Source organism: Tropicibacter alexandrii (assembly GCF_003667315.2).
GTDB classification, from domain to species: Bacteria; Pseudomonadota; Alphaproteobacteria; order Rhodobacterales; family Rhodobacteraceae; genus Tropicibacter; species Tropicibacter alexandrii.
Window position 1 is genome coordinate 216,129 of the sequence record NZ_RCTZ02000003.1, and the last position, 16,685, is coordinate 232,813.

Genomic DNA, 16,685 nt, shown 5'->3' on the forward strand with positions numbered 1-16,685 from the left:
CAGCGTGCAGGGCGGGGACAAGCCCCGCCCCCCTCGATCAGAAGGTTGCGCCAAGCTCCCATTTCTCGATCAGGGCGTTGAGCGAGCCATCGTCCTTCATCGACTGGATTGCGGCGTCGAATTTCTCGCGAAGCTCACCGTCGCTTTCGCGCAGGCCCATGCCGACGCCACCACCGATCAGCACATCCTGTTCCAGCAGGACGAGATCGGCATTCTCGTCGGCGATCGGCTGAAGATAGGCCTTGTCGGCCAGCACCGCATCCGCCTCGCCATTGCGCACGGCCGCGACCGTTTCGTCGGGCGTTGCGAATTCGACCAGCGTGGCCCCCATTTCGGCGATGTACGAAGCCTGGATCGTGCTGGCCTGCGCCGCGATCACGCCGCCCTCCAGATCAACCTCGGCACCATCGAGCGCCAGATAGGCCGAAGGGTCGGGCTGCGTGTAGTTCTGGGTGAAGTCGATCACCTCGTCGCGCTCAGCGGTGATCGACATGCCGGCGATGATCGCGTCGTAGTTGCCCGAAACGAGGTTCGGGATGATCGAATCCCACTCGTTCGTCACCCATTCGCAGGTCAGTTCCGCGCGCGTGCACAGCTCGTCGCCCAACTCGCGCTCGAACCCGTCGACCTCGCCGGCATCGTTGATGAAGTTGTACGGAGGGTAGGCGCCCTCGGTGCCCAGCCGCACGACCGAGTGGCTTTCGGCGAATGCGGCACCGGCCATCATCGCCAATGCGGCGGTTCCAATCAGCAGGTTTTTCATTGTCTTGCTCCCTGTGTGGTTACGGCAGGACGGGTCCGAACCCATCCTACGCTTCAGACATGCGTGGTGGACTTCAGGAACCCACGCAGCCGTTCCGATTTCGGCGCGCCGAACAGTGTCTCCGGCGGGCCTTCTTCCTCGATCAGGCCCTGATGCAGAAAGACCACGTGGTCACTGACATCGGCGGCCATCTTCATGTCATGGGTCACGATCATCATCGTCCGCCCCTCGCGGGCGAGATCCTTGATGACCTTGATGACCTCCTGTTCCAGTTCCGGGTCCAGCGCACTGGTCGGCTCGTCGAACAGCAGCGCCTCGGGCTCCATGCACAAGGCCCGCGCGATTGCGGCGCGCTGCTGCTGTCCGCCGGACAGCTGCGCCGGGTAGACGTCACATTTGTCGCCGATCCCGACCTTGTCGAGATACCCGCGCGCGGCCTCTTCCACCTCGGCCCGGTCGCGGCCCAGAACGGTCAGCGGGGCCTCCATGACATTTTGCAGGATGGTCATATGCGCCCACAGGTTGAACTGCTGAAAGACCATGGACAGGTTCGTGCGGATGCGCAGCACCTGTTTCGGATCGGAGGGCCGCCGCGCATGTCCCGTGCCCTTCCAGGTCACGGGCTCGCCCTTGAAGAGGATGTCGCCCTGTTGGCTGTCCTCCAGCAGGTTGCAGCAGCGCAGGATCGTCGATTTCCCCGAGCCGGAGGACCCGATCAGCGACACCACGTCCCCTTTCTTCGCGGCGATGCTGACGCCCTTGATGACCTCCAACTCGCCATAGGCCTTGTGAAGGTTGCGAATTTCGATGACGGGGCTCTGTGCGCTCACGTCCTACCCTGCGAGTTTTTGACTTGGCGGTCAGATTGACGCGAAACGGACCACGGATGCAACGTAGAAAAGCGATCGGCCACGCAGCTGACGCGACGTGAGGCCGCGTCAGGCCGGTTGTGGCGCGGGAATGGGCAGATCCAGATAGGCGCGCTCGGGCAGGGGCACGAGCCCGTGGATCGACAGCGTTTCGCGCAACTCCGTGTCCATGCGGTCGATGGCCCGGATGAGGGCGCTGCGCAGGGTGTCTGAATCCTGCGACAGGCTGGTGATATAGGGCGTCGAGGGGGTCGGCTGCGTCCGGTCGACCGTGCGCAGCCGGGCCGCGCGGTCCGGATCGTGGCGTTCGATCAGGCGCCAGCTCTGCGCATCGATCGCCGCAAGATCGGCGCGGTCCTCGGCGACCATGATCGAAGACAGGACATGGCCCCCGCTTTCGCCGGTGATCGTCGGCACGACGCCCAGCGTCTTGCCATGCTCGGTCAGTGCGACATGGCCCGATTGGCTGTGCTGCTGGTTGATCACCACTCGGGCGCCGAAAAGCTCGCGCAAGCTGCGCGGGTCGTCGGCACGCGCCACCAAGACGCTGTTGTAATAGCCCGGCGGACAGCCGGGCAGGCGGTAATCCGGGCTGCCCAGCAGGTGAACCTTGCCATGCAGCCGCATCCGGTAGGGCAGGTTGCAGGTCTGCGCCAGCACAAGATCCGGTGACAGCCAAAGATCCCAAGTGTCGATATCGCGCGTCAAGGCAACGGGGCCAAAGCCCAACTCGTCGCGGATCAGCGCCCAGAACGCCTCATTCGCCTCGGTGGTGCCGGGGCGGTCATACATCGGCAGACCGGCGATCATGACGCCTTTTCGACCCGCTGACGGGCCAGCGCGCTGTCCCGGTCGCTGATGCCGAGCAGGTTCGAGACAAGGCGCAGCAGCGCATCTTCGGACGCGTCGCGCACCCCGTCTGCCAGCACGACCTGCCACAGCGCCTCGATCACGCCGATCCGGTCCTCGTAGGCCACCGCGTCCTTGATGGCGCGGGTAAAGCGGACCGTATCGGGGGCCTCGGCTTCCAGCGCCTCGGCCTCGCCGCGCAGTTTCGACGCCTCGAAGGGCAACAGGCCAAAGCGCGTCGCGGCGATGCGGTCGATGCGCTGCCGCTCTTCGTCGTCGTAGGATTCGTCGGATCGGGCGACCCGCACCAGTAACGCGGTCAGCGCAAGCCGGGCGTCTTCGTCGGGCAGGGGGGCGGGTTGCGGCGCGGTCAGGCGCTTGAGGAAATCAGCAAACATGACTGGGATATAGCCAGCCGCGTATCGCGCGGCAATGGGTCAGGGGATCACGGCGGCGGCACGGGCCGCCTCGTTGTCGGCGCGGGCGACGCCCAACATGTCCTCGACCAGCCGGACCAGTTCGGCCTCGCGTTCGACCACCAGACCATCGGAATGCGCGACCTCCCACAGGGCCTGCGTCTTTTCCAGACGGTGGGTGTAGTCGACCGAATCGCGGATCAGCGCCGCCATATGCGCGTCATCCTCGATGCCATGGGCCAGCTTTTCGCAGACCGCCCGCATCTTGGCGGCCTCGATCGGGTTCAGGCCGTAAGCCTTGGCAAGGATACGATCGATCGACTCGATTTCCTCGAAGAGATAAGCGTTGTCCGCCTGCGCCACCCGCACCAGCAGCGCCCCCAGCGCATAGCGCGCATCCAGCGGCGGCAGGGGTGCTTCGGGTGCGCTCTTGCGGTGAAAGAACTGTGTCAGACGTTCGAACATGCGGGCCCTCGTTTTTCGGGAAACCTAACATGGGTCCGCGCCCCCGCCACGGGGAAAATCGCGTTACCGTTGCAAGGTTTGAAACAGGTTGGTCAGCCGCGCGGCCTCATCCGATAGGCCCCAAGGCGGGTTCACGATGAACATGCCGGAGCCCACCATCCGATGCCCCTCGCGCGCCGGGGGGAAGCTGACCTCGTGGCGCAGCGCCTCCGGGTGCTGGGCTTCGAGCGCGCGCAGCATGGGTGCGTGGGGCGCGTCGGTCAGGATCGGATACCACAGCGCGATGATGCCGACATTCCATTTCCTCGCAAGCGTCGCGGTGAATTTCGGAACGGTCGCGTAGTCGGTTTTGACCTCCCAACTGGGGTCGATCAGGATCATCCCCCGGCGGGGATCGGGCGGGCAGAGGCTTTGCGCGCATGCAAAGCCATCTTGTTGATACGTCTTGGTGTTCGGCGCTTTGACGGTGCTGCGCAGGGCGGCGTATTCCTGCGGATGCAGCTCTGCGAGGTGCAGCGTATCGCAGGGGCGCAAAAGCGTTTGCGCGATGATCGGTGAGCCGGGATAGGCGGCGGGGCCGTGCTGGTTCTGGATGGCGTGCAGCGCTTTGGTGTAGGGATGATCCGCCGCAAAAGCCTGCGCCAGCCTGCTGATCCCCTGCTGCGCCTCGCCGGTCTTGGTCGCCTCGGGCGCGGTCAAGTCATACAGGCCCCGGCCCGAATGGGTTTCGAGATACGAGACCGGCTTGTCCTTGCGCGTCAGGTAATCGAGCGCGCTGGCGAGCAGCGCGTGTTTGTGGACATCGGCCAGATTTCCGGCGTGGTAGGCGTGTTGATAAGAGAGCATCGCAGGGCCGCTTGTCTTGGTGTTTGTGCCTTACTAGGCCAGTTGCGCAACGGGTGCGAGGGTCTTGCAGGGCGCGTGGCATGTCGTAAGGTCTGGTCCGATTGCACGGAGAGGTTTGATGAAGGCATTGGCCGAGCACGAGGCCCGCGACAAGGAGTTGCTGGAATACCTGCGGGTTTACGTGATGATCTGGCAAAAGATCGACTTCATCTGGGGGATGTTCATCACCTCCTACATTCCGCTGTTCGGGTTCCTGCATTTCTATCCGGGGGAAATGGGCTTTGCCTTTGCGGCACTGTTTGCGCTGGCCATCGCGGCCTTTACCTATGTGAACGCGCAGGCGCTGCGGCAGCATTACGACATCGCCGTGACCATGAGCCGGGAATTCCGGCGGTACAACAAGGGGTTCCCGGATCTGAACGGCGCATTGCTGCGCACGGCACATGACGGGCGGGCGCGGATGGTGCTGTTTACCCACTGGTTCGCGTTTTCGGGGTTCTTGTACCTGATGGGCGAGCGGGTCGGCCATTCGGTCTGTTCCGAAGCAAGCGGCTGGGTGTGTTTGTGGCTGGCTGTGATGGGGTGAAACCCGGTTCGCGCTACGCGCGATGAACCGTCCGGGGGACGGTTCAAGGGTTTCACGCGCTCAGCGCCGGGGGCGGTTGGTCTGGGCGGATTGGGTATGAGGTCCCGGGTCAAGCCCGGGACGAGAGGCGCGGGAAATGAATTTGTCAATAATCAATAAAGCGCTCGTTTAAGTATCCGAATTGTCCCTTGCAACTTCCGGCCAACGGTGTAACCCCCACTAATCTAGTGCCTAGGTAGTCTACGGCCAAGTCCGAAGTTTCTAACGGCACGCTCCCGCGAATTTGGCATATCCTTGGTTTGGAGCAATCGATGTTGTTCAGGTCGACCCCCCGAAAAGCATCTTTGGCTTGCGCTCCGGTCAATCCTACCCAGGTAGCGATGACCTCTGGAGTAATCGAGCCACCTGTCAAAAGACTGCCAAGCTGAAGCTGCATTTGAATGTCAGGCCGTTCACAAATTATTCCAAGTGTGATCTCTGTTTGCTCAGGTGTAAGGTAAATCTCACCGTAGTTGCCATTCCGCGCGTTAAAGCGTGCGTCGACCAGAGTGCTCTTCAAGGCATCAGCAAGCTTGAGAATGCACTCACGACCTTTTTCAAGAAATTTCAGCCGCTCGTTGTCGGGCAGCGTTTCTAAGAGATCGGGGCTTACCTCAACAGAGCTTCCCCCGAAATTATCCAGTAGTTGTCCCGCCCCTTCTTTTCTAAGCTCTCGATCATACTTGTCTATCTTGCCGTACAAACAAGCGGCAATGTAATCTCGGCGCTCTTCTGAACTTAGTTCAAGTTTTTCCGCTAAAGCGCTCCCTGCTCCAACGGTAAAGCAAGCCATGCACAGCAAAAAGCATAAATTTTTCATGTACTTTAATCCTTGAACACATCCGACGATAGGAACCCAAAGAACGCCCCAATCAGTCCGATAACAAAATCCTTCGAGATCGGATAATACCATTGCCGAAAATTAGGGCCTACAAGCTCAGCAAGAGCACCGATCACAATTACCAGTATAAGAGCCGCTGAATAGAAATAAAGTCCGTAGCGCTTATTCATACAGGCTTCCTCTGCTTCTACAGTTCACACCAACCGCGACACCTCTTTCGCCGCTCTCACAAAATCCCTGAACAAGGGATGCGGGTCAAAGGGTTTTGACTTCAGTTCGGGGTGGAATTGTACGCCGATGAACCACGGGTGGTCGGGCCATTCGACGATCTCGGGCAGTTTGCCGTCGGGGGACATGCCAGAGAAGCACAGGCCAGCCTCTTCGAGGCGGTCCTTGTAGGTGATGTCGACCTCGTAGCGGTGGCGGTGGCGTTCGTCGATGGCGGTGGTGCCGTAGATCTCGGCGACCTTGGAGCCTTCGGTCAGGACCGCGTCATAGGCGCCAAGGCGCATGGTGCCGCCCTTGTCGTCACCGACCGAGCGGTTGACTTTCTCGTTGCCCTGCACCCATTCCTTGAGGTGGTAAACCACGGGCTCGAAACGCTTTTCACCCTTTTCATGGTCGAATTCCTCGGAGCCCGCGCGGGTCACGCCGGCGACGTTGCGGGCGGCTTCGATCACCGCCATTTGCATGCCGAGGCAGATGCCCAGATAGGGGATCTTGTTCTCGCGGGCGTATTGCGCGGCCTTGATCTTGCCTTCCGTGCCGCGTTCGCCAAAGCCGCCGGGCACGAGGATCGCGTCATAGGGTTCGAGATGGGGGGCGGCGTCCTCGCGGTCGAACAGCTCGGCATCGACCCATTCGATCTTGACCTTCACCCGGTTGGCCATGCCGCCATGGGTCAGGGCCTCGGCGATGGATTTGTAGGCGTCTTCGAGCTGGGTGTATTTGCCGACGATGGCCACGGTGACCTCGCCCTCGGGGTTGTGGACGCGGTCGGTGACGTCCTCCCACTTGTCGAGATTGGGCTTGGGCGCGGGATGGATGCCGAAGGCGTCGAGCACGGCCTGATCCAGACCCTCGCGGTGATAGGCGATGGGCGCCTCGTAGATCGAGCGCAGATCTTGCGCGGCGATCACGGCATCGGGGCGGACGTTGCAGAAGAGGCCCAGCTTCTCGCGTTCCTTCTGGGGAATCGGCCCCTCGGAGCGGCAGACGAGGATGTCGGGGGCGAGGCCGATGGAGCGGAGTTCCTTGACGGAGTGCTGGGTCGGCTTGGTCTTGAGCTCGCCGCTGGCCTTGATGAAGGGCAGAAGCGTCAGGTGCATAAAGATGCACTGGCCGCGGGGCTTGTCCTGCGAGAACTGGCGGATCGCCTCGAAGAACGGCAGGCCCTCGATATCGCCGACCGTGCCGCCGATCTCGCACAGCATGAAATCGACCTCATCCTCGCCGATCGAGATGAAGTCCTTGATTTCATTGGTGACGTGGGGGATCACTTGGATGGTCTTGCCAAGGTAGTCGCCGCGTCGTTCCTTTTCGAGGACGTTGGTGTAGACGCGGCCCGACGAGATGGAATCGCTCTTGCGCGCGGGCACACCGGTGAAGCGTTCGTAATGGCCGAGGTCGAGATCGGTTTCCGCGCCATCGTCGGTGACGAAGACCTCGCCATGCTCAAAGGGCGACATGGTGCCGGGGTCGACGTTCAGATAGGGGTCGAGTTTGCGCAGGCGGACGGAGTAGCCGCGCGCTTGCAGCAGGGCGCCGAGGGCGGCGGAGGCCAGCCCCTTGCCAAGACTGGAGACCACACCGCCGGTGATGAAGATGAAGCGAGCCATATGGGCAACCCCGTGATTTTGCCTGTCGTTTCGGTCCCGTCAGGCAGGCTGACTTGGGCCAATGAAATGCTCTCCCGCCGCCTTGCGGGCGGCAGCATCACGGGATTTGAGCCATAGAGGATTCGTCTGGATTTGTCCAGTGCGCCGCAAGATGCTGTTGCGGGGGATGGCCTTGGGGGCCATCCGTTGTGGTCTTAGTCTGCGCGCGGCACCAGTGGTGCGTCCGCGTCGCCCGAGGGCGGCGGCAGCAGGGAGTCGGTGTCGATGTCGGCGGGGGCGGTTTCTTCGGCTGCCGCCGGCGCGTCGCCGAGGCGGTCAAGGATCGACGAGCCGGAGGCGTTTTGTGCAGCGATCACGGTGAGCGTGATCGAGGTTATGATGAAACCGATGGCGAGAAGCCATGTGACTTTGCCCAAGGCCGTGGCCGCCGAGCGCGCACTCATCGCGCCGCCTCCGCCGCCGCCCATACCGAGGCCGCCGCCTTCGGAGCGTTGCAGCAGGACGACGCCGATCAGGCCAAGGGCCAGGAGGAGGTGGATGATGAGGATGACGTTTTCCATGGGACCTGCGTGCGCTTGTCGTTTCGGCGGGTATGTAAGGGAAGGGGGGCCGGGGTGCAAGCGATTGTCGGGCTGGCGGGTGGCTCTGTTCCGGCTGCGCCGAAAAGCGCCCACCCGCCAGCCCATCGGTGCGGTGTGTGAGAGCGGGTAGGATGGGTGATCACCCATCCTACTTTCGGTCACTCCTCGACATCGTCCATGTCGACCTGTCCGGACAGGCGCTTGCGGATGATCGACCAGCTCAGGCCGATGCCCAGCACCAGCGACCCGGCGAGGATCGCCAGCCACGTGGCAAAGCCGGGATCGGCGAGGCTGATCAGTCCGAAATCCGTCGCCACCCAGATCAGCGCGCCGAAGAGCGCGAGGATCAGGATCATTCCGAACGCCCCGATCGAGCGCAGCGTGGCGCGCAGGTAGATGATGTAGCCAACCAACAGCAGCAGGCCGAAGAGCACGGTCAGTGACAGGTTGGTTTCCCAATTGGCCAGCGCCCAGCGTGTGAAGTTCCATCGCGTCGGGTTGTAGGTCGCGGCGAGCAGCAGAAAGGCAAAGAGCCAGCGCAGGAAGAAGGACATGGGGCGGGCGCTCCTGTCTGGGGTGAGCCGTGCCCCGGGCCTGACCCGGGGCCTCCCAGATGTCCCACCGGCGAGGCGCCGGGTCAAGCCCGGCGCGGGGTTGCGGCGTTACGCCCCTGCGCGCTCGACCGTCTCAGTGATTTTCCGGTTTCGCTGGCGCGTGGGGTTCATTATACGGGCGCGGGTTTGGGATCACCGAAAGGACTCACCGAGATGGCGAATGTTGTGGTCGTGGGCGCCCAGTGGGGCGACGAGGGCAAGGGCAAGATCGTGGACTGGCTGTCGAGCCGGGCCGACGTGATCTGCCGCTTTCAGGGCGGGCACAATGCGGGCCATACGCTGGTCGTGGACGGCAAGGTCTACAAGCTGCACGCGTTGCCGTCCGGTGTTGTGCGCAAAGGCAAACTGTCGGTGATCGGCAATGGCGTGGTGCTGGACCCTTGGCATCTGATCAAGGAAATCGAGACGGTGCGCGCGCAGGGGGTCGAGATTTCGCCCGAGACGCTGATGATCGCCGAGAACACGCCGCTGATCCTGCCCATCCATGGCGAGCTGGACCGGGCGCGCGAGGAGGCAGCCTCGAAAGGGACCAAGATCGGGACCACCGGGCGCGGGATCGGGCCGGCCTACGAGGACAAGGTCGGTCGTCGCGCGATCCGCGTGGCGGATCTGGCGGATGACGCAACGCTGGAGGCGCGGGTGGACCGGGCGCTTCAGCATCACGACCCGCTGCGCAAGGGGCTTGGGATCGAGCCTGTGGACCGGGCGGCGCTGGTGGCGCAGCTGAAGGACATCGCGGCGCAGATCCTGCCCTATGCCGGGCCGGTCTGGAAAGTGCTGAACGAAAAGCGCCGCGCGGGCGACCGCATCCTGTTCGAGGGCGCACAAGGCGCGCTGCTGGACATCGATTTCGGCACCTATCCCTTTGTCACCTCGTCGAACGTGATCGCCGGTCAGGCCGCCACCGGCACCGGCATCGGGCCGGGCGCGATCGATTTCGTTCTGGGCATCGTCAAGGCCTACACGACCCGCGTGGGCGAGGGGCCTTTCCCGTCGGAGCTGTTCGACGCGGATGGTGACCGTCTCGGCGAGCGGGGGCATGAATTCGGCACGACCACCGGGCGAAAGCGCCGCTGTGGCTGGTTCGACGCGGTGCTGGTGCGCCAAACCTGCGCGACGTCGGGCGTGAACGGGATTTCGTTGACCAAGCTGGACGTGCTCGACGGGTTCGAAACGCTGAAGATCTGCGTGGGCTACGAGCTGGACGGCAAGACGCTGGACTACCTCCCCTTCGCCTCGGAAGAGCAGGCGCGCTGCAAGCCGATCTACGAAGAGATGGAAGGCTGGTCGGAATCGACCGAAGGTGCGCGCAGCTGGGCGGACCTGCCGGGGGCGGCGGTGAAATACGTGCGCCGGGTCGAGGAGTTGATCGGGTGCCCGGTCGCGCTACTGTCCACCTCGCCGGAACGCGACGACACGATCCTCGTGACCGATCCGTTCGCGGACTGACCATCTTCGGGATCGGGTCGACCCCATCCCGCCCAAGGAGGCGCGCATGGCACTGAGTTACAAGGCACGACGCCGCTGGTCTCTGGTGATCCTGCTGATCGGGTTGCCGCTCTACATCGCGGCGGCGCTCTACGTGGTCAGCCTGTTCGAGCGGCCGTCGATCCTTGCGGAACTGGGCGTCTATGTCGGGCTGGGCATCCTGTGGGCGCTGCCGTTCAAGTTCGTGTTCCGCGGGGTCGGGCAAGCCGATCCGGAAGCCGGGGCGCCTGACGAAAAGTAGGATGGGTCCAGACCCATCCTACCCCATGAAACCCGGTTTCGATCGTGTCACCCGGCCGCGCGGTCCGGCTTGAAGGCGATCCGCTCGGAGGCGGTGAACCGCCCGCCGCTGGTCTTCTCGATCTTGCCCTCGCGCAAGAGCTGGCCGAAACTCCGCAGACGGTCCTCGCGCGAGCTTTCGCTTTGCTCGGCCTGCCGCACCGTGGTCATCAGCTGCGGGCGCGAGAACTGTTCGCGGCCCTCGACGAAGGACATGTAGGCCGCAGCCGCTTCCAGCAATTCGGGCAGGTCGACCGCCCCGACAGATGCGGCGTAATCCGCGAAGCCACCTTCTGCCGCGGGCTCCTCGAGGGCGGCCTCGGCACGGGCGGCGGCGTCGCGGCGGATGCGGCGCGGGCGGACCGGGCTCACCTGCGCTGGGGCTGCCTCGGGCTGACGGTCACCGACGCGCTGCTCGGCCACCAGCTTGAGGGGCGCGGGGCGCGTGGCCGGTTCGGCCGGGCGCTCGGACCGGGTGACGGGCGCGGTCTGCGGGCGGCGCGGACGCACCACGTTGGCCAAATCCTCGCGATAGGGTTGTGCCTCGCGGTCGGCATCGGCCTTGCGACCCAGAAGCTTGTCGGCGCGGGTCGCGGCCACGGCGGCGCGCAGATGCGCGATCGCGGTGCGGCGGCGGCTGCCCTCGGGCTCGTCCAGTTCCTTGTTCGTCTCGTCGAGGATTCGCGAGGTGTCACCATCCTCGACCGTCGATTCGGTGAGCATGGCGCGGGCCGGGCTGGCCATCTTGACGGCTTTGCGGGCACTGTCGCGCACCAGCGCCTCCAGCGAGGCATCCTCGTCGTCATCGTCCTCGTCCAACTCATCCGAATGGCGCGAGGAGGGCACGCGGTCGGCGGCACGCGCGGCGATGGTGTCCACGTCCTCCTCCCAGGCGTGGGCGGCGGGGCGGTTCACGGGGTTGTCGAGACGGAACGGCGCGGGCGCGTCTTCCTCGTCATCCTCATCAAGCTCGTCCTCGAAGTCGTCGAAGTCCTCTGCCGCCGGGGCAGCCGCCTCTTCGTCGTCGAGGAAATCGTCCTCGTCGTCCTCGTCCCAACCCTGATCCAGCTCGGCGGTCACCGCAGCCAGTTCGCGGGCGAGTTCGTCCTCCTCCTGCGGCGAGAGCGAGCTTTCGCCAGGGACCGGGGCCGCGTCATCCTCGATTTCCTCAAGCTGGCCGGATTTCACGGCCTCTTCGAAGACCGTGCGCTTGACCTTGACCACGCGGGCGCGGATGGCCGGTTTCGGCGCGGCAGGCGGCGGGGGCGGGGGCGTCTGGATGGCACCCTCGGCGGCATCGTCCTCGTCTTCGTCGAGGAAGCTTTCCTCGGCCTCGGGCGCCGTGTCGTCATGGCCGAATTGATCGTCCTCGGCATCGTCATCCCATGCGGCGAACACCTCGCTGCCCCCGGCGAGCTGGCCGGCTGCGGTGTCCTCGTCGGCGAAAACGTCGTCCTCCTCGTCCTCCTCGGCGTCGTCATAGGCAAAGGCGGCGTCCATGTCGGGCAATTCAAGCGCGGCCTCGGGCGCGGTGTCGCGCGCCTCTTGGTCGGCCATCAGGCTGGCGAGCGTGTCTGCGAACAGGTTGTCATCGGCCCCGGTCGGCGCGACCGTGGCAAGACCGTCTTCGAGATCGTCTTCAAGCGCGTCTTCGGCCTCGACCGCTGCCTCGGGCTCGAAATCGTCGGCGGTCTGGTCCTCGTATTCGCTCAGCAGCGCCGCGAGCGCGTCGTCGTCGACACCGTCGCCGCTGTCCTCTCCGGTCGTCTCGGGCAGGTCGAAATCGGTCTCTTCGGGCTCGTTCAAGCTGGTCTGACCAGCGACCACAGCGCGAATCCGGTCAAGCTTGGCCGCCACGTCCGAGGGCGCGGCTGCGGCAGCCAGCGGCTGATCGGCAAGCGCACCGATGTCGAAATCTTCGATATCGGTATCGTCCATGTCATGCGCGGCAAGGCTAGGCGCGTCCGTATCGTCATCACTGGCTTCGGGGGCGGTCAGCGCCTCGGGCGCGTCGGGCAGATCGGTGTCGGCGGTGATCGGACGCTCCGTCAGGACGGCGGTCGCCTCGATCGTGTCATCGTCGGGCAGGCTGTCCTGCGCGGGCGCAGGCGCAGCAGCGCGCGACGGGCCTGCCCCGAGCGCCGAGGCCAGCGCCCCGGACGAGGTGGCCCCCGCCGCCATCGCCTGTCCAAGGCTCAGCGTGCCGCTGCCCATCTCGGGCGAGAGCCGTTCGCGCATCATCTCGGTGGCGAGGTCGGCATCGAATTGCGGTGGCTCCGCGCCAAAGAACCGGTCCTCTCCGACGACACCGCGGAAGAAATGGGTGGTTTCCTTGACGACGGCAAGCGGATCCTCGAACCCTTCGGCCGTACAGGAAAACGTCCCGTAGGAGACGGTCAGAATCTTGCTGGAACTCACCATAGCCTGCTCACTTTCATACGTTCTGCAACAGTGTGTTTACCATGAGGACCGAGACGTAAGTTTATCGAATCTGTGCCGAAGACCGTATCATTTCGTGTCCGGATTGTGATCTGTTTCGCAAAGGGCCATTAATCGGCCATGAAAAATCAAATTGTAGATAGTTCGGCCCCGGTTCTGTTGGTCGGTGGCGGCGAATGTCCGCGCGCGGCGTTGATTGACGCGCTGGCGGTGACAAAGACGGTCGTGGCGGCGGATGGCGGCGCGGCGCACTGCCTTGAACTGGGGCGGGTGCCCGACGCGGTGATCGGCGACATGGATTCGCTCGACCCGGATCTGGCGGCGCGTTTGCCGGAGGGAGTTCTGCATCGCATCACCGAACAAGATAGCACGGATTTCGACAAATGTCTGCGCATGGTCCAAGCACCGCTGGTGCTGGGGCACGGCTTTCTGGGGGCGCGGCTGGACCATCAACTGGCGGCGATGACCGTGCTGGTCAGGCGCGCGGACCGGTTGTGTGTTCTGGTCGGGGCCGAGGATGTGGTCTGCGTGGCGCCGCCACGGCTGGCGCTGGATCTGCCCTTGGGCGCGCGCGTGTCGCTTTTCCCGATGGCGCCGGTCACGGGGCGCAGCACCGGGCTGCGCTGGCCGATCGACGGGATCGGCTTTGCGCCGGGCGGACGGGTCGGGACCTCGAACGAGGTTTCGGGGCCGGTTACGCTGGAGATGGACGGCCCATCCATGCTGCTCATCCTGCCGGTGGCGTGCCTGAATGCGTTGCTTGCGGGGCTGGCGGAGGCCCCCCGCTGGCCTGCTCGCGCCATATGACGTAGAGCCCCGCGCCCATGGTCACGGCGATGCCGAGTGTGGCGAGCGGGCCGGGCAGGTCAGAGAAGATCAGCCAGCCGACAAAGGTGGCGACGGGGATTTCGAGGTATTGCATGGGTGCAAGCGTCGCCGAGGGCGCGTATTTCAGCGCCCATGTCATCAGCAGATGGGCAAAGGTGCCCGCCAGACCCATCAGCGCGATCAGCCCCCAGCCGGTGGTCGTGGGCGCGCGCCAGTCGAGCTGCGCATGTGGGATCAGCGCCATGGCCGGGATCAGGACCACCAGCGCCATCAGGGCGGACGTGGCCTGCATGGCGATGGGATCGGCGGCGCACATCATGCGGGTGACCAGCATGAACAGCGCAAAGACCAGCGCCACGCCGAAGGGCAGCAGCGCAGGCCAGCCGACATCCTGAAAGGCGGGCTGGACGACCATGAGCGTGCCTGCAAAACCCACGGCGCAGGCGGTGAGACGGCGGGGGCCGACCTCTTCGTTTAGGACGAGTTTGCCGAGCAGCAGCGCGATGAAGGGCATCACGTAGGCGATGGCGATGGCATCGGCGAGCGGCAGGTACAAGAGCGAGGTAAAGACCAGCGCGATGCCCGCGATGTGCAGCAGCGTGCGCGCGACGACCAGCAGGGTGGTGCGGCGATCCATGCGCCAACTGCGCCCGGTGGCCAGCGTCAGCGGGACGAGGATGGCGGCTTGGATGGCAAAGCGCAGGGTCAGCAATTGGCCGGTGGCCATTTCGGGGCCCAGCAGCTTGGCCAGCGCGTCGGCAAAGGGGGCCAACACGCAAAAACCAAGCATGAGCGCGATGCCAAGGAGGGGACGATCGGGTTGCATTTGGTCAGGCTACGGCGCTGGCGGGCGCGCGTCCAGAGGGGGCACAGGGCTTGCGCTGTGTCGCGCGTGCGGTTGGTGTCCCGATCGGGTCAGACCGGTGGCAGGGGCTTGCGCGCGCGCCGCTCTTGCTGGTGCTCGCGCGCAAACACATACAGCCCCGCGCCGACGATGATCGCGATGCCCAGCCACGCCAGCGGTTCGGGGAAATCGTCGAAGACGAAATACCCGATCACCGTCGCGCCGACGATTTCGAGATATTGCAGCGGTGCCACCGTCGCGGCGGGGGCAAAGCGCAGCGCAAAGGTCAGGAACAGGTGCGAGACGGTCGCAATGATGCCCACCCCTGCCAGCGTCCAGACCGCCTTGCCCTCGGGCCAGACCGGGTCCCACAGCACCGCGCCGCTGCCCTCCATCAGCACCAGCGGCGGCACGATCAGCAGGCAGGCGGCCAAGGCCGTGTGGCCTTGGAGCGGGATCGGGGCGAGGCGCTGCGACATGGCGCGCGTCATCAGCATGTAGATCGCAAACAGGAAGGCGGTGCCCAGCGGCAGAAGGCTGACCGGCCCGAGATCGACGAAGCTGGGGCGGATCACGAGCATCGCCCCGCCGAACCCCACGAGGCAGGCGGTCAGACGCCGCCAGCCGATCGCTTCCTTGAGGACGAGGGCGCCCATCAAGGTCAGGATGAACGGCTCGACGAAGAAGATCGAGATCGCGTCGGCAATCGGCATGTATCGCAGCGCCGTGAAAAAGCACCCCGTCGCCGCCAGCAGCGCCGCCGCCCGGCCTAGATGCAAGCCCGCATCGCGCGCGCTCATGCGCAGGCTGTAGCCCATGACCAGCGCAACCGGCAGCAGCACGATGACCTGTACCGCAAAGCGCGCGGCAAGGATCTGCGTGACCGGCACGTCGGTCGGGGTGGCCTTGGCCATCGCGTCCATCATCGGCGCAAAGATGCAGAAGGCCAGCATGAAGAGGATGCCGAGGGTCGGTTTGCTGTTGTCCATGCTGGGCCTCGATGACTTGGGGTAGGGTCGGGTTAACCCCGCCCTACACTCGGATGCAAGGGGCAGGCGGGCTGCGCCGGATGCGACGGGCGGTGTCGCGTCCGGGCCAACCGACCGGGGGCGTCACGGCAGGGCGGTGAGCCAGAGCCAGACGGTGAGGATCGACAGCGAGGTCGACAACAGGATCGAGGTCGCGGCGACGCGCTTGGCCCGGCCATACATATTGGCAAACACATAGGCGTTGATCCCCGGCGCCATCGCCGCCGTCAGCACAGCCGAGCGGAACGCCTCGGTCGAGATGCCGGTGAGCTTGCCCATGGTCCATGCGATGGCCGGGTGCAGCAGCAGCGTCACCGCGCAGACAAAGGCGATCACCCGGCCGTCGCCCTCGGGACGGTAGCGGAAGAGCACGCCGCCCATGGCAAACAGCGCCGCCGGAAGGGTGGTGCGCGCCAGCATCGCCACCGCGTCCGAGGCTGGTTTCGGCAGCGGCAGGCCCGACAGGTTGACCAGCGCGCCCAGCACGATGCCGATCACCAGCGCATTGCGGAACATCGCCCGCAAGACCTTGAACGGCAGATGGCGGGCGGGCGTGCCCTTGGCGCGGACGATTTCCATCGCCGTGATGCCGATGCCGTAGCAGATCGGCGAATGCAGGGCGATGATCAGGTAATTGGCCTGAAGGGCGTCAACGCCATAGGCGCGCTCGGTGATCGAGAGGCCAAGCAGCAGGGAATTGGCAAACAGGCAGGTAAACCCGATGGCGACGGAATCTTCCCAGTCGCGGTGAAAGACGTGATGCGCGGTTAGCAAACCGACGACGAAACAGGTGATCGACCCGGTATAGAAACTGACCAGAACCCACGGATCGAAGTGCGCCTCGAGATGCAGGGTCGAGATCGCGAGAAACAGCAGGGCCGGTGCCGCGACGGTCTGGGTGAAGGCCATCACCCCGTCGATGGCGGCCTCGGACATCCAGCCGCGCCACGCCACGCCGTAGCCTGCGGCGATGACCAGAAAGACTGGCAGGATGACGTCGATCAGGGCCTGCATGGGGGCGTGCTACACCTTGTCGGGCCGCAGCGCCCGAGGCTGGCCTCGGAGCCTCCGG

At 64.7% G+C, this 16,685-nt stretch carries 18 protein-coding genes; 4 read left to right on the forward strand and 14 right to left on the reverse strand.

All coding sequences use genetic code 11. The features are described 5' to 3' along the window. Positions 1-37: 37 nt before the first annotated feature. The 6 genes from D8Z78_RS05465 to D8Z78_RS05490 form a co-directional block, all read right to left on the reverse strand. Positions 38-763, reverse strand: a complete 726-nt coding sequence (locus D8Z78_RS05465) for a transporter substrate-binding domain-containing protein (protein ID WP_121631743.1) — start codon at positions 761-763, stop codon at positions 38-40. Positions 764-816: 53 nt separating this feature from the next. Next, positions 817-1,593: an ABC transporter ATP-binding protein gene (locus tag D8Z78_RS05470; protein WP_121631744.1), complete on the reverse strand. Its 777-nt coding sequence runs from the start codon at positions 1,591-1,593 to the stop codon at positions 817-819. Between the two features lie 108 nt (positions 1,594-1,701). Then, entirely contained in the window at positions 1,702-2,442 is a 741-nt protein-coding gene (locus tag D8Z78_RS05475) for a phosphate/phosphite/phosphonate ABC transporter substrate-binding protein (protein WP_121631745.1), read from the reverse strand. Beyond that, the gene (locus tag D8Z78_RS05480; RefSeq protein ID WP_121631746.1) at positions 2,439-2,879 is read right to left on the reverse strand and encodes a tellurite resistance TerB family protein; all 441 of its coding nucleotides are present in this window, start codon (positions 2,877-2,879) and stop codon (positions 2,439-2,441) included. Before D8Z78_RS05480 ends, D8Z78_RS05475 begins: the two co-directional genes overlap by 4 nt. 39 nt (positions 2,880-2,918) lie before the next feature. Then, positions 2,919-3,362: a tellurite resistance TerB family protein gene (locus D8Z78_RS05485; RefSeq protein ID WP_121631747.1), complete on the reverse strand. Its 444-nt coding sequence runs from the start codon at positions 3,360-3,362 to the stop codon at positions 2,919-2,921. Positions 3,363-3,425: 63 nt separating this feature from the next. Continuing rightward, positions 3,426-4,208, reverse strand: a complete 783-nt coding sequence (locus D8Z78_RS05490) for a 23S rRNA (adenine(2030)-N(6))-methyltransferase RlmJ (protein WP_121631748.1) — start codon at positions 4,206-4,208, stop codon at positions 3,426-3,428. Positions 4,209-4,326: 118 nt separating this feature from the next. On the opposite strand from D8Z78_RS05490, the gene D8Z78_RS05495 reads away from it, so the two are divergent. After that, positions 4,327-4,794, forward strand: coding sequence for a hypothetical protein (locus D8Z78_RS05495; RefSeq protein WP_121631749.1), 468 nt, complete (start codon positions 4,327-4,329; stop codon positions 4,792-4,794). Between the two features lie 145 nt (positions 4,795-4,939). Here D8Z78_RS05495 and D8Z78_RS05500 read toward each other — a convergent pair whose 3' ends face one another. The 4 genes from D8Z78_RS05500 to D8Z78_RS05515 all read right to left on the reverse strand — a co-directional run bounded on the left by D8Z78_RS05500 (position 4,940) and on the right by D8Z78_RS05515 (position 8,647). Then, positions 4,940-5,746: a hypothetical protein gene (locus D8Z78_RS05500; protein ID WP_206169636.1), complete on the reverse strand. Its 807-nt coding sequence runs from the start codon at positions 5,744-5,746 to the stop codon at positions 4,940-4,942. Positions 5,747-5,868: 122 nt separating this feature from the next. After that, positions 5,869-7,512 carry a CTP synthase gene (locus D8Z78_RS05505; protein ID WP_121631752.1) on the reverse strand — a complete coding sequence of 548 codons (1,644 nt, stop codon included), beginning with the start codon at positions 7,510-7,512 and terminating at the stop codon, positions 5,869-5,871. A 194-nt stretch (positions 7,513-7,706) separates the two neighbouring features. After that, positions 7,707-8,072, reverse strand: coding sequence for a preprotein translocase subunit SecG (gene secG, locus D8Z78_RS05510; protein ID WP_121631753.1), 366 nt, complete (start codon positions 8,070-8,072; stop codon positions 7,707-7,709). Positions 8,073-8,251: 179 nt separating this feature from the next. Then, the gene (locus D8Z78_RS05515) at positions 8,252-8,647 is read right to left on the reverse strand and encodes a DUF6524 family protein (protein ID WP_121631754.1); all 396 of its coding nucleotides are present in this window, start codon (positions 8,645-8,647) and stop codon (positions 8,252-8,254) included. A 213-nt stretch (positions 8,648-8,860) separates the two neighbouring features. On the opposite strand from D8Z78_RS05515, the gene D8Z78_RS05520 reads away from it, so the two are divergent. Next, positions 8,861-10,156, forward strand: a complete 1,296-nt coding sequence (locus D8Z78_RS05520; protein ID WP_121631755.1) for an adenylosuccinate synthase — start codon at positions 8,861-8,863, stop codon at positions 10,154-10,156. Between the two features lie 46 nt (positions 10,157-10,202). Beyond that, positions 10,203-10,436, forward strand: coding sequence for a DUF2842 domain-containing protein (locus tag D8Z78_RS05525; protein WP_121631756.1), 234 nt, complete (start codon positions 10,203-10,205; stop codon positions 10,434-10,436). 47 nt (positions 10,437-10,483) lie between these two features. Here the strand turns inward: D8Z78_RS05525 and D8Z78_RS05530 are convergent, their stop codons facing one another. Beyond that, positions 10,484-12,895 carry a hypothetical protein gene (locus tag D8Z78_RS05530; protein WP_121631757.1) on the reverse strand — a complete coding sequence of 804 codons (2,412 nt, stop codon included), beginning with the start codon at positions 12,893-12,895 and terminating at the stop codon, positions 10,484-10,486. A gap of 138 nt (positions 12,896-13,033) precedes the next feature. Between D8Z78_RS05530 and D8Z78_RS05535 the strand changes: the two genes are divergently transcribed. Then, positions 13,034-13,720, forward strand: a complete 687-nt coding sequence (locus D8Z78_RS05535; RefSeq protein WP_121631758.1) for a thiamine diphosphokinase — start codon at positions 13,034-13,036, stop codon at positions 13,718-13,720. Here D8Z78_RS05535 and D8Z78_RS05540 read toward each other — a convergent pair. The 3 genes from D8Z78_RS05540 to D8Z78_RS05550 form a co-directional block, all read right to left on the reverse strand. Continuing rightward, the gene (locus D8Z78_RS05540) at positions 13,641-14,567 is read right to left on the reverse strand and encodes a DMT family transporter (protein ID WP_121631759.1); all 927 of its coding nucleotides are present in this window, start codon (positions 14,565-14,567) and stop codon (positions 13,641-13,643) included. The genes D8Z78_RS05535 and D8Z78_RS05540 overlap by 80 nt on opposite strands. Positions 14,568-14,656: 89 nt before the next feature. Next, complete coding sequence (locus D8Z78_RS05545) at positions 14,657-15,574, reverse strand: DMT family transporter (protein ID WP_240671998.1); 918 nt, start codon at positions 15,572-15,574, stop codon at positions 14,657-14,659. A 123-nt stretch (positions 15,575-15,697) separates the two neighbouring features. Then, complete coding sequence (locus D8Z78_RS05550) at positions 15,698-16,627, reverse strand: AEC family transporter (RefSeq protein ID WP_121631760.1); 930 nt, start codon at positions 16,625-16,627, stop codon at positions 15,698-15,700. Positions 16,628-16,685 lie beyond the last annotated feature (58 nt).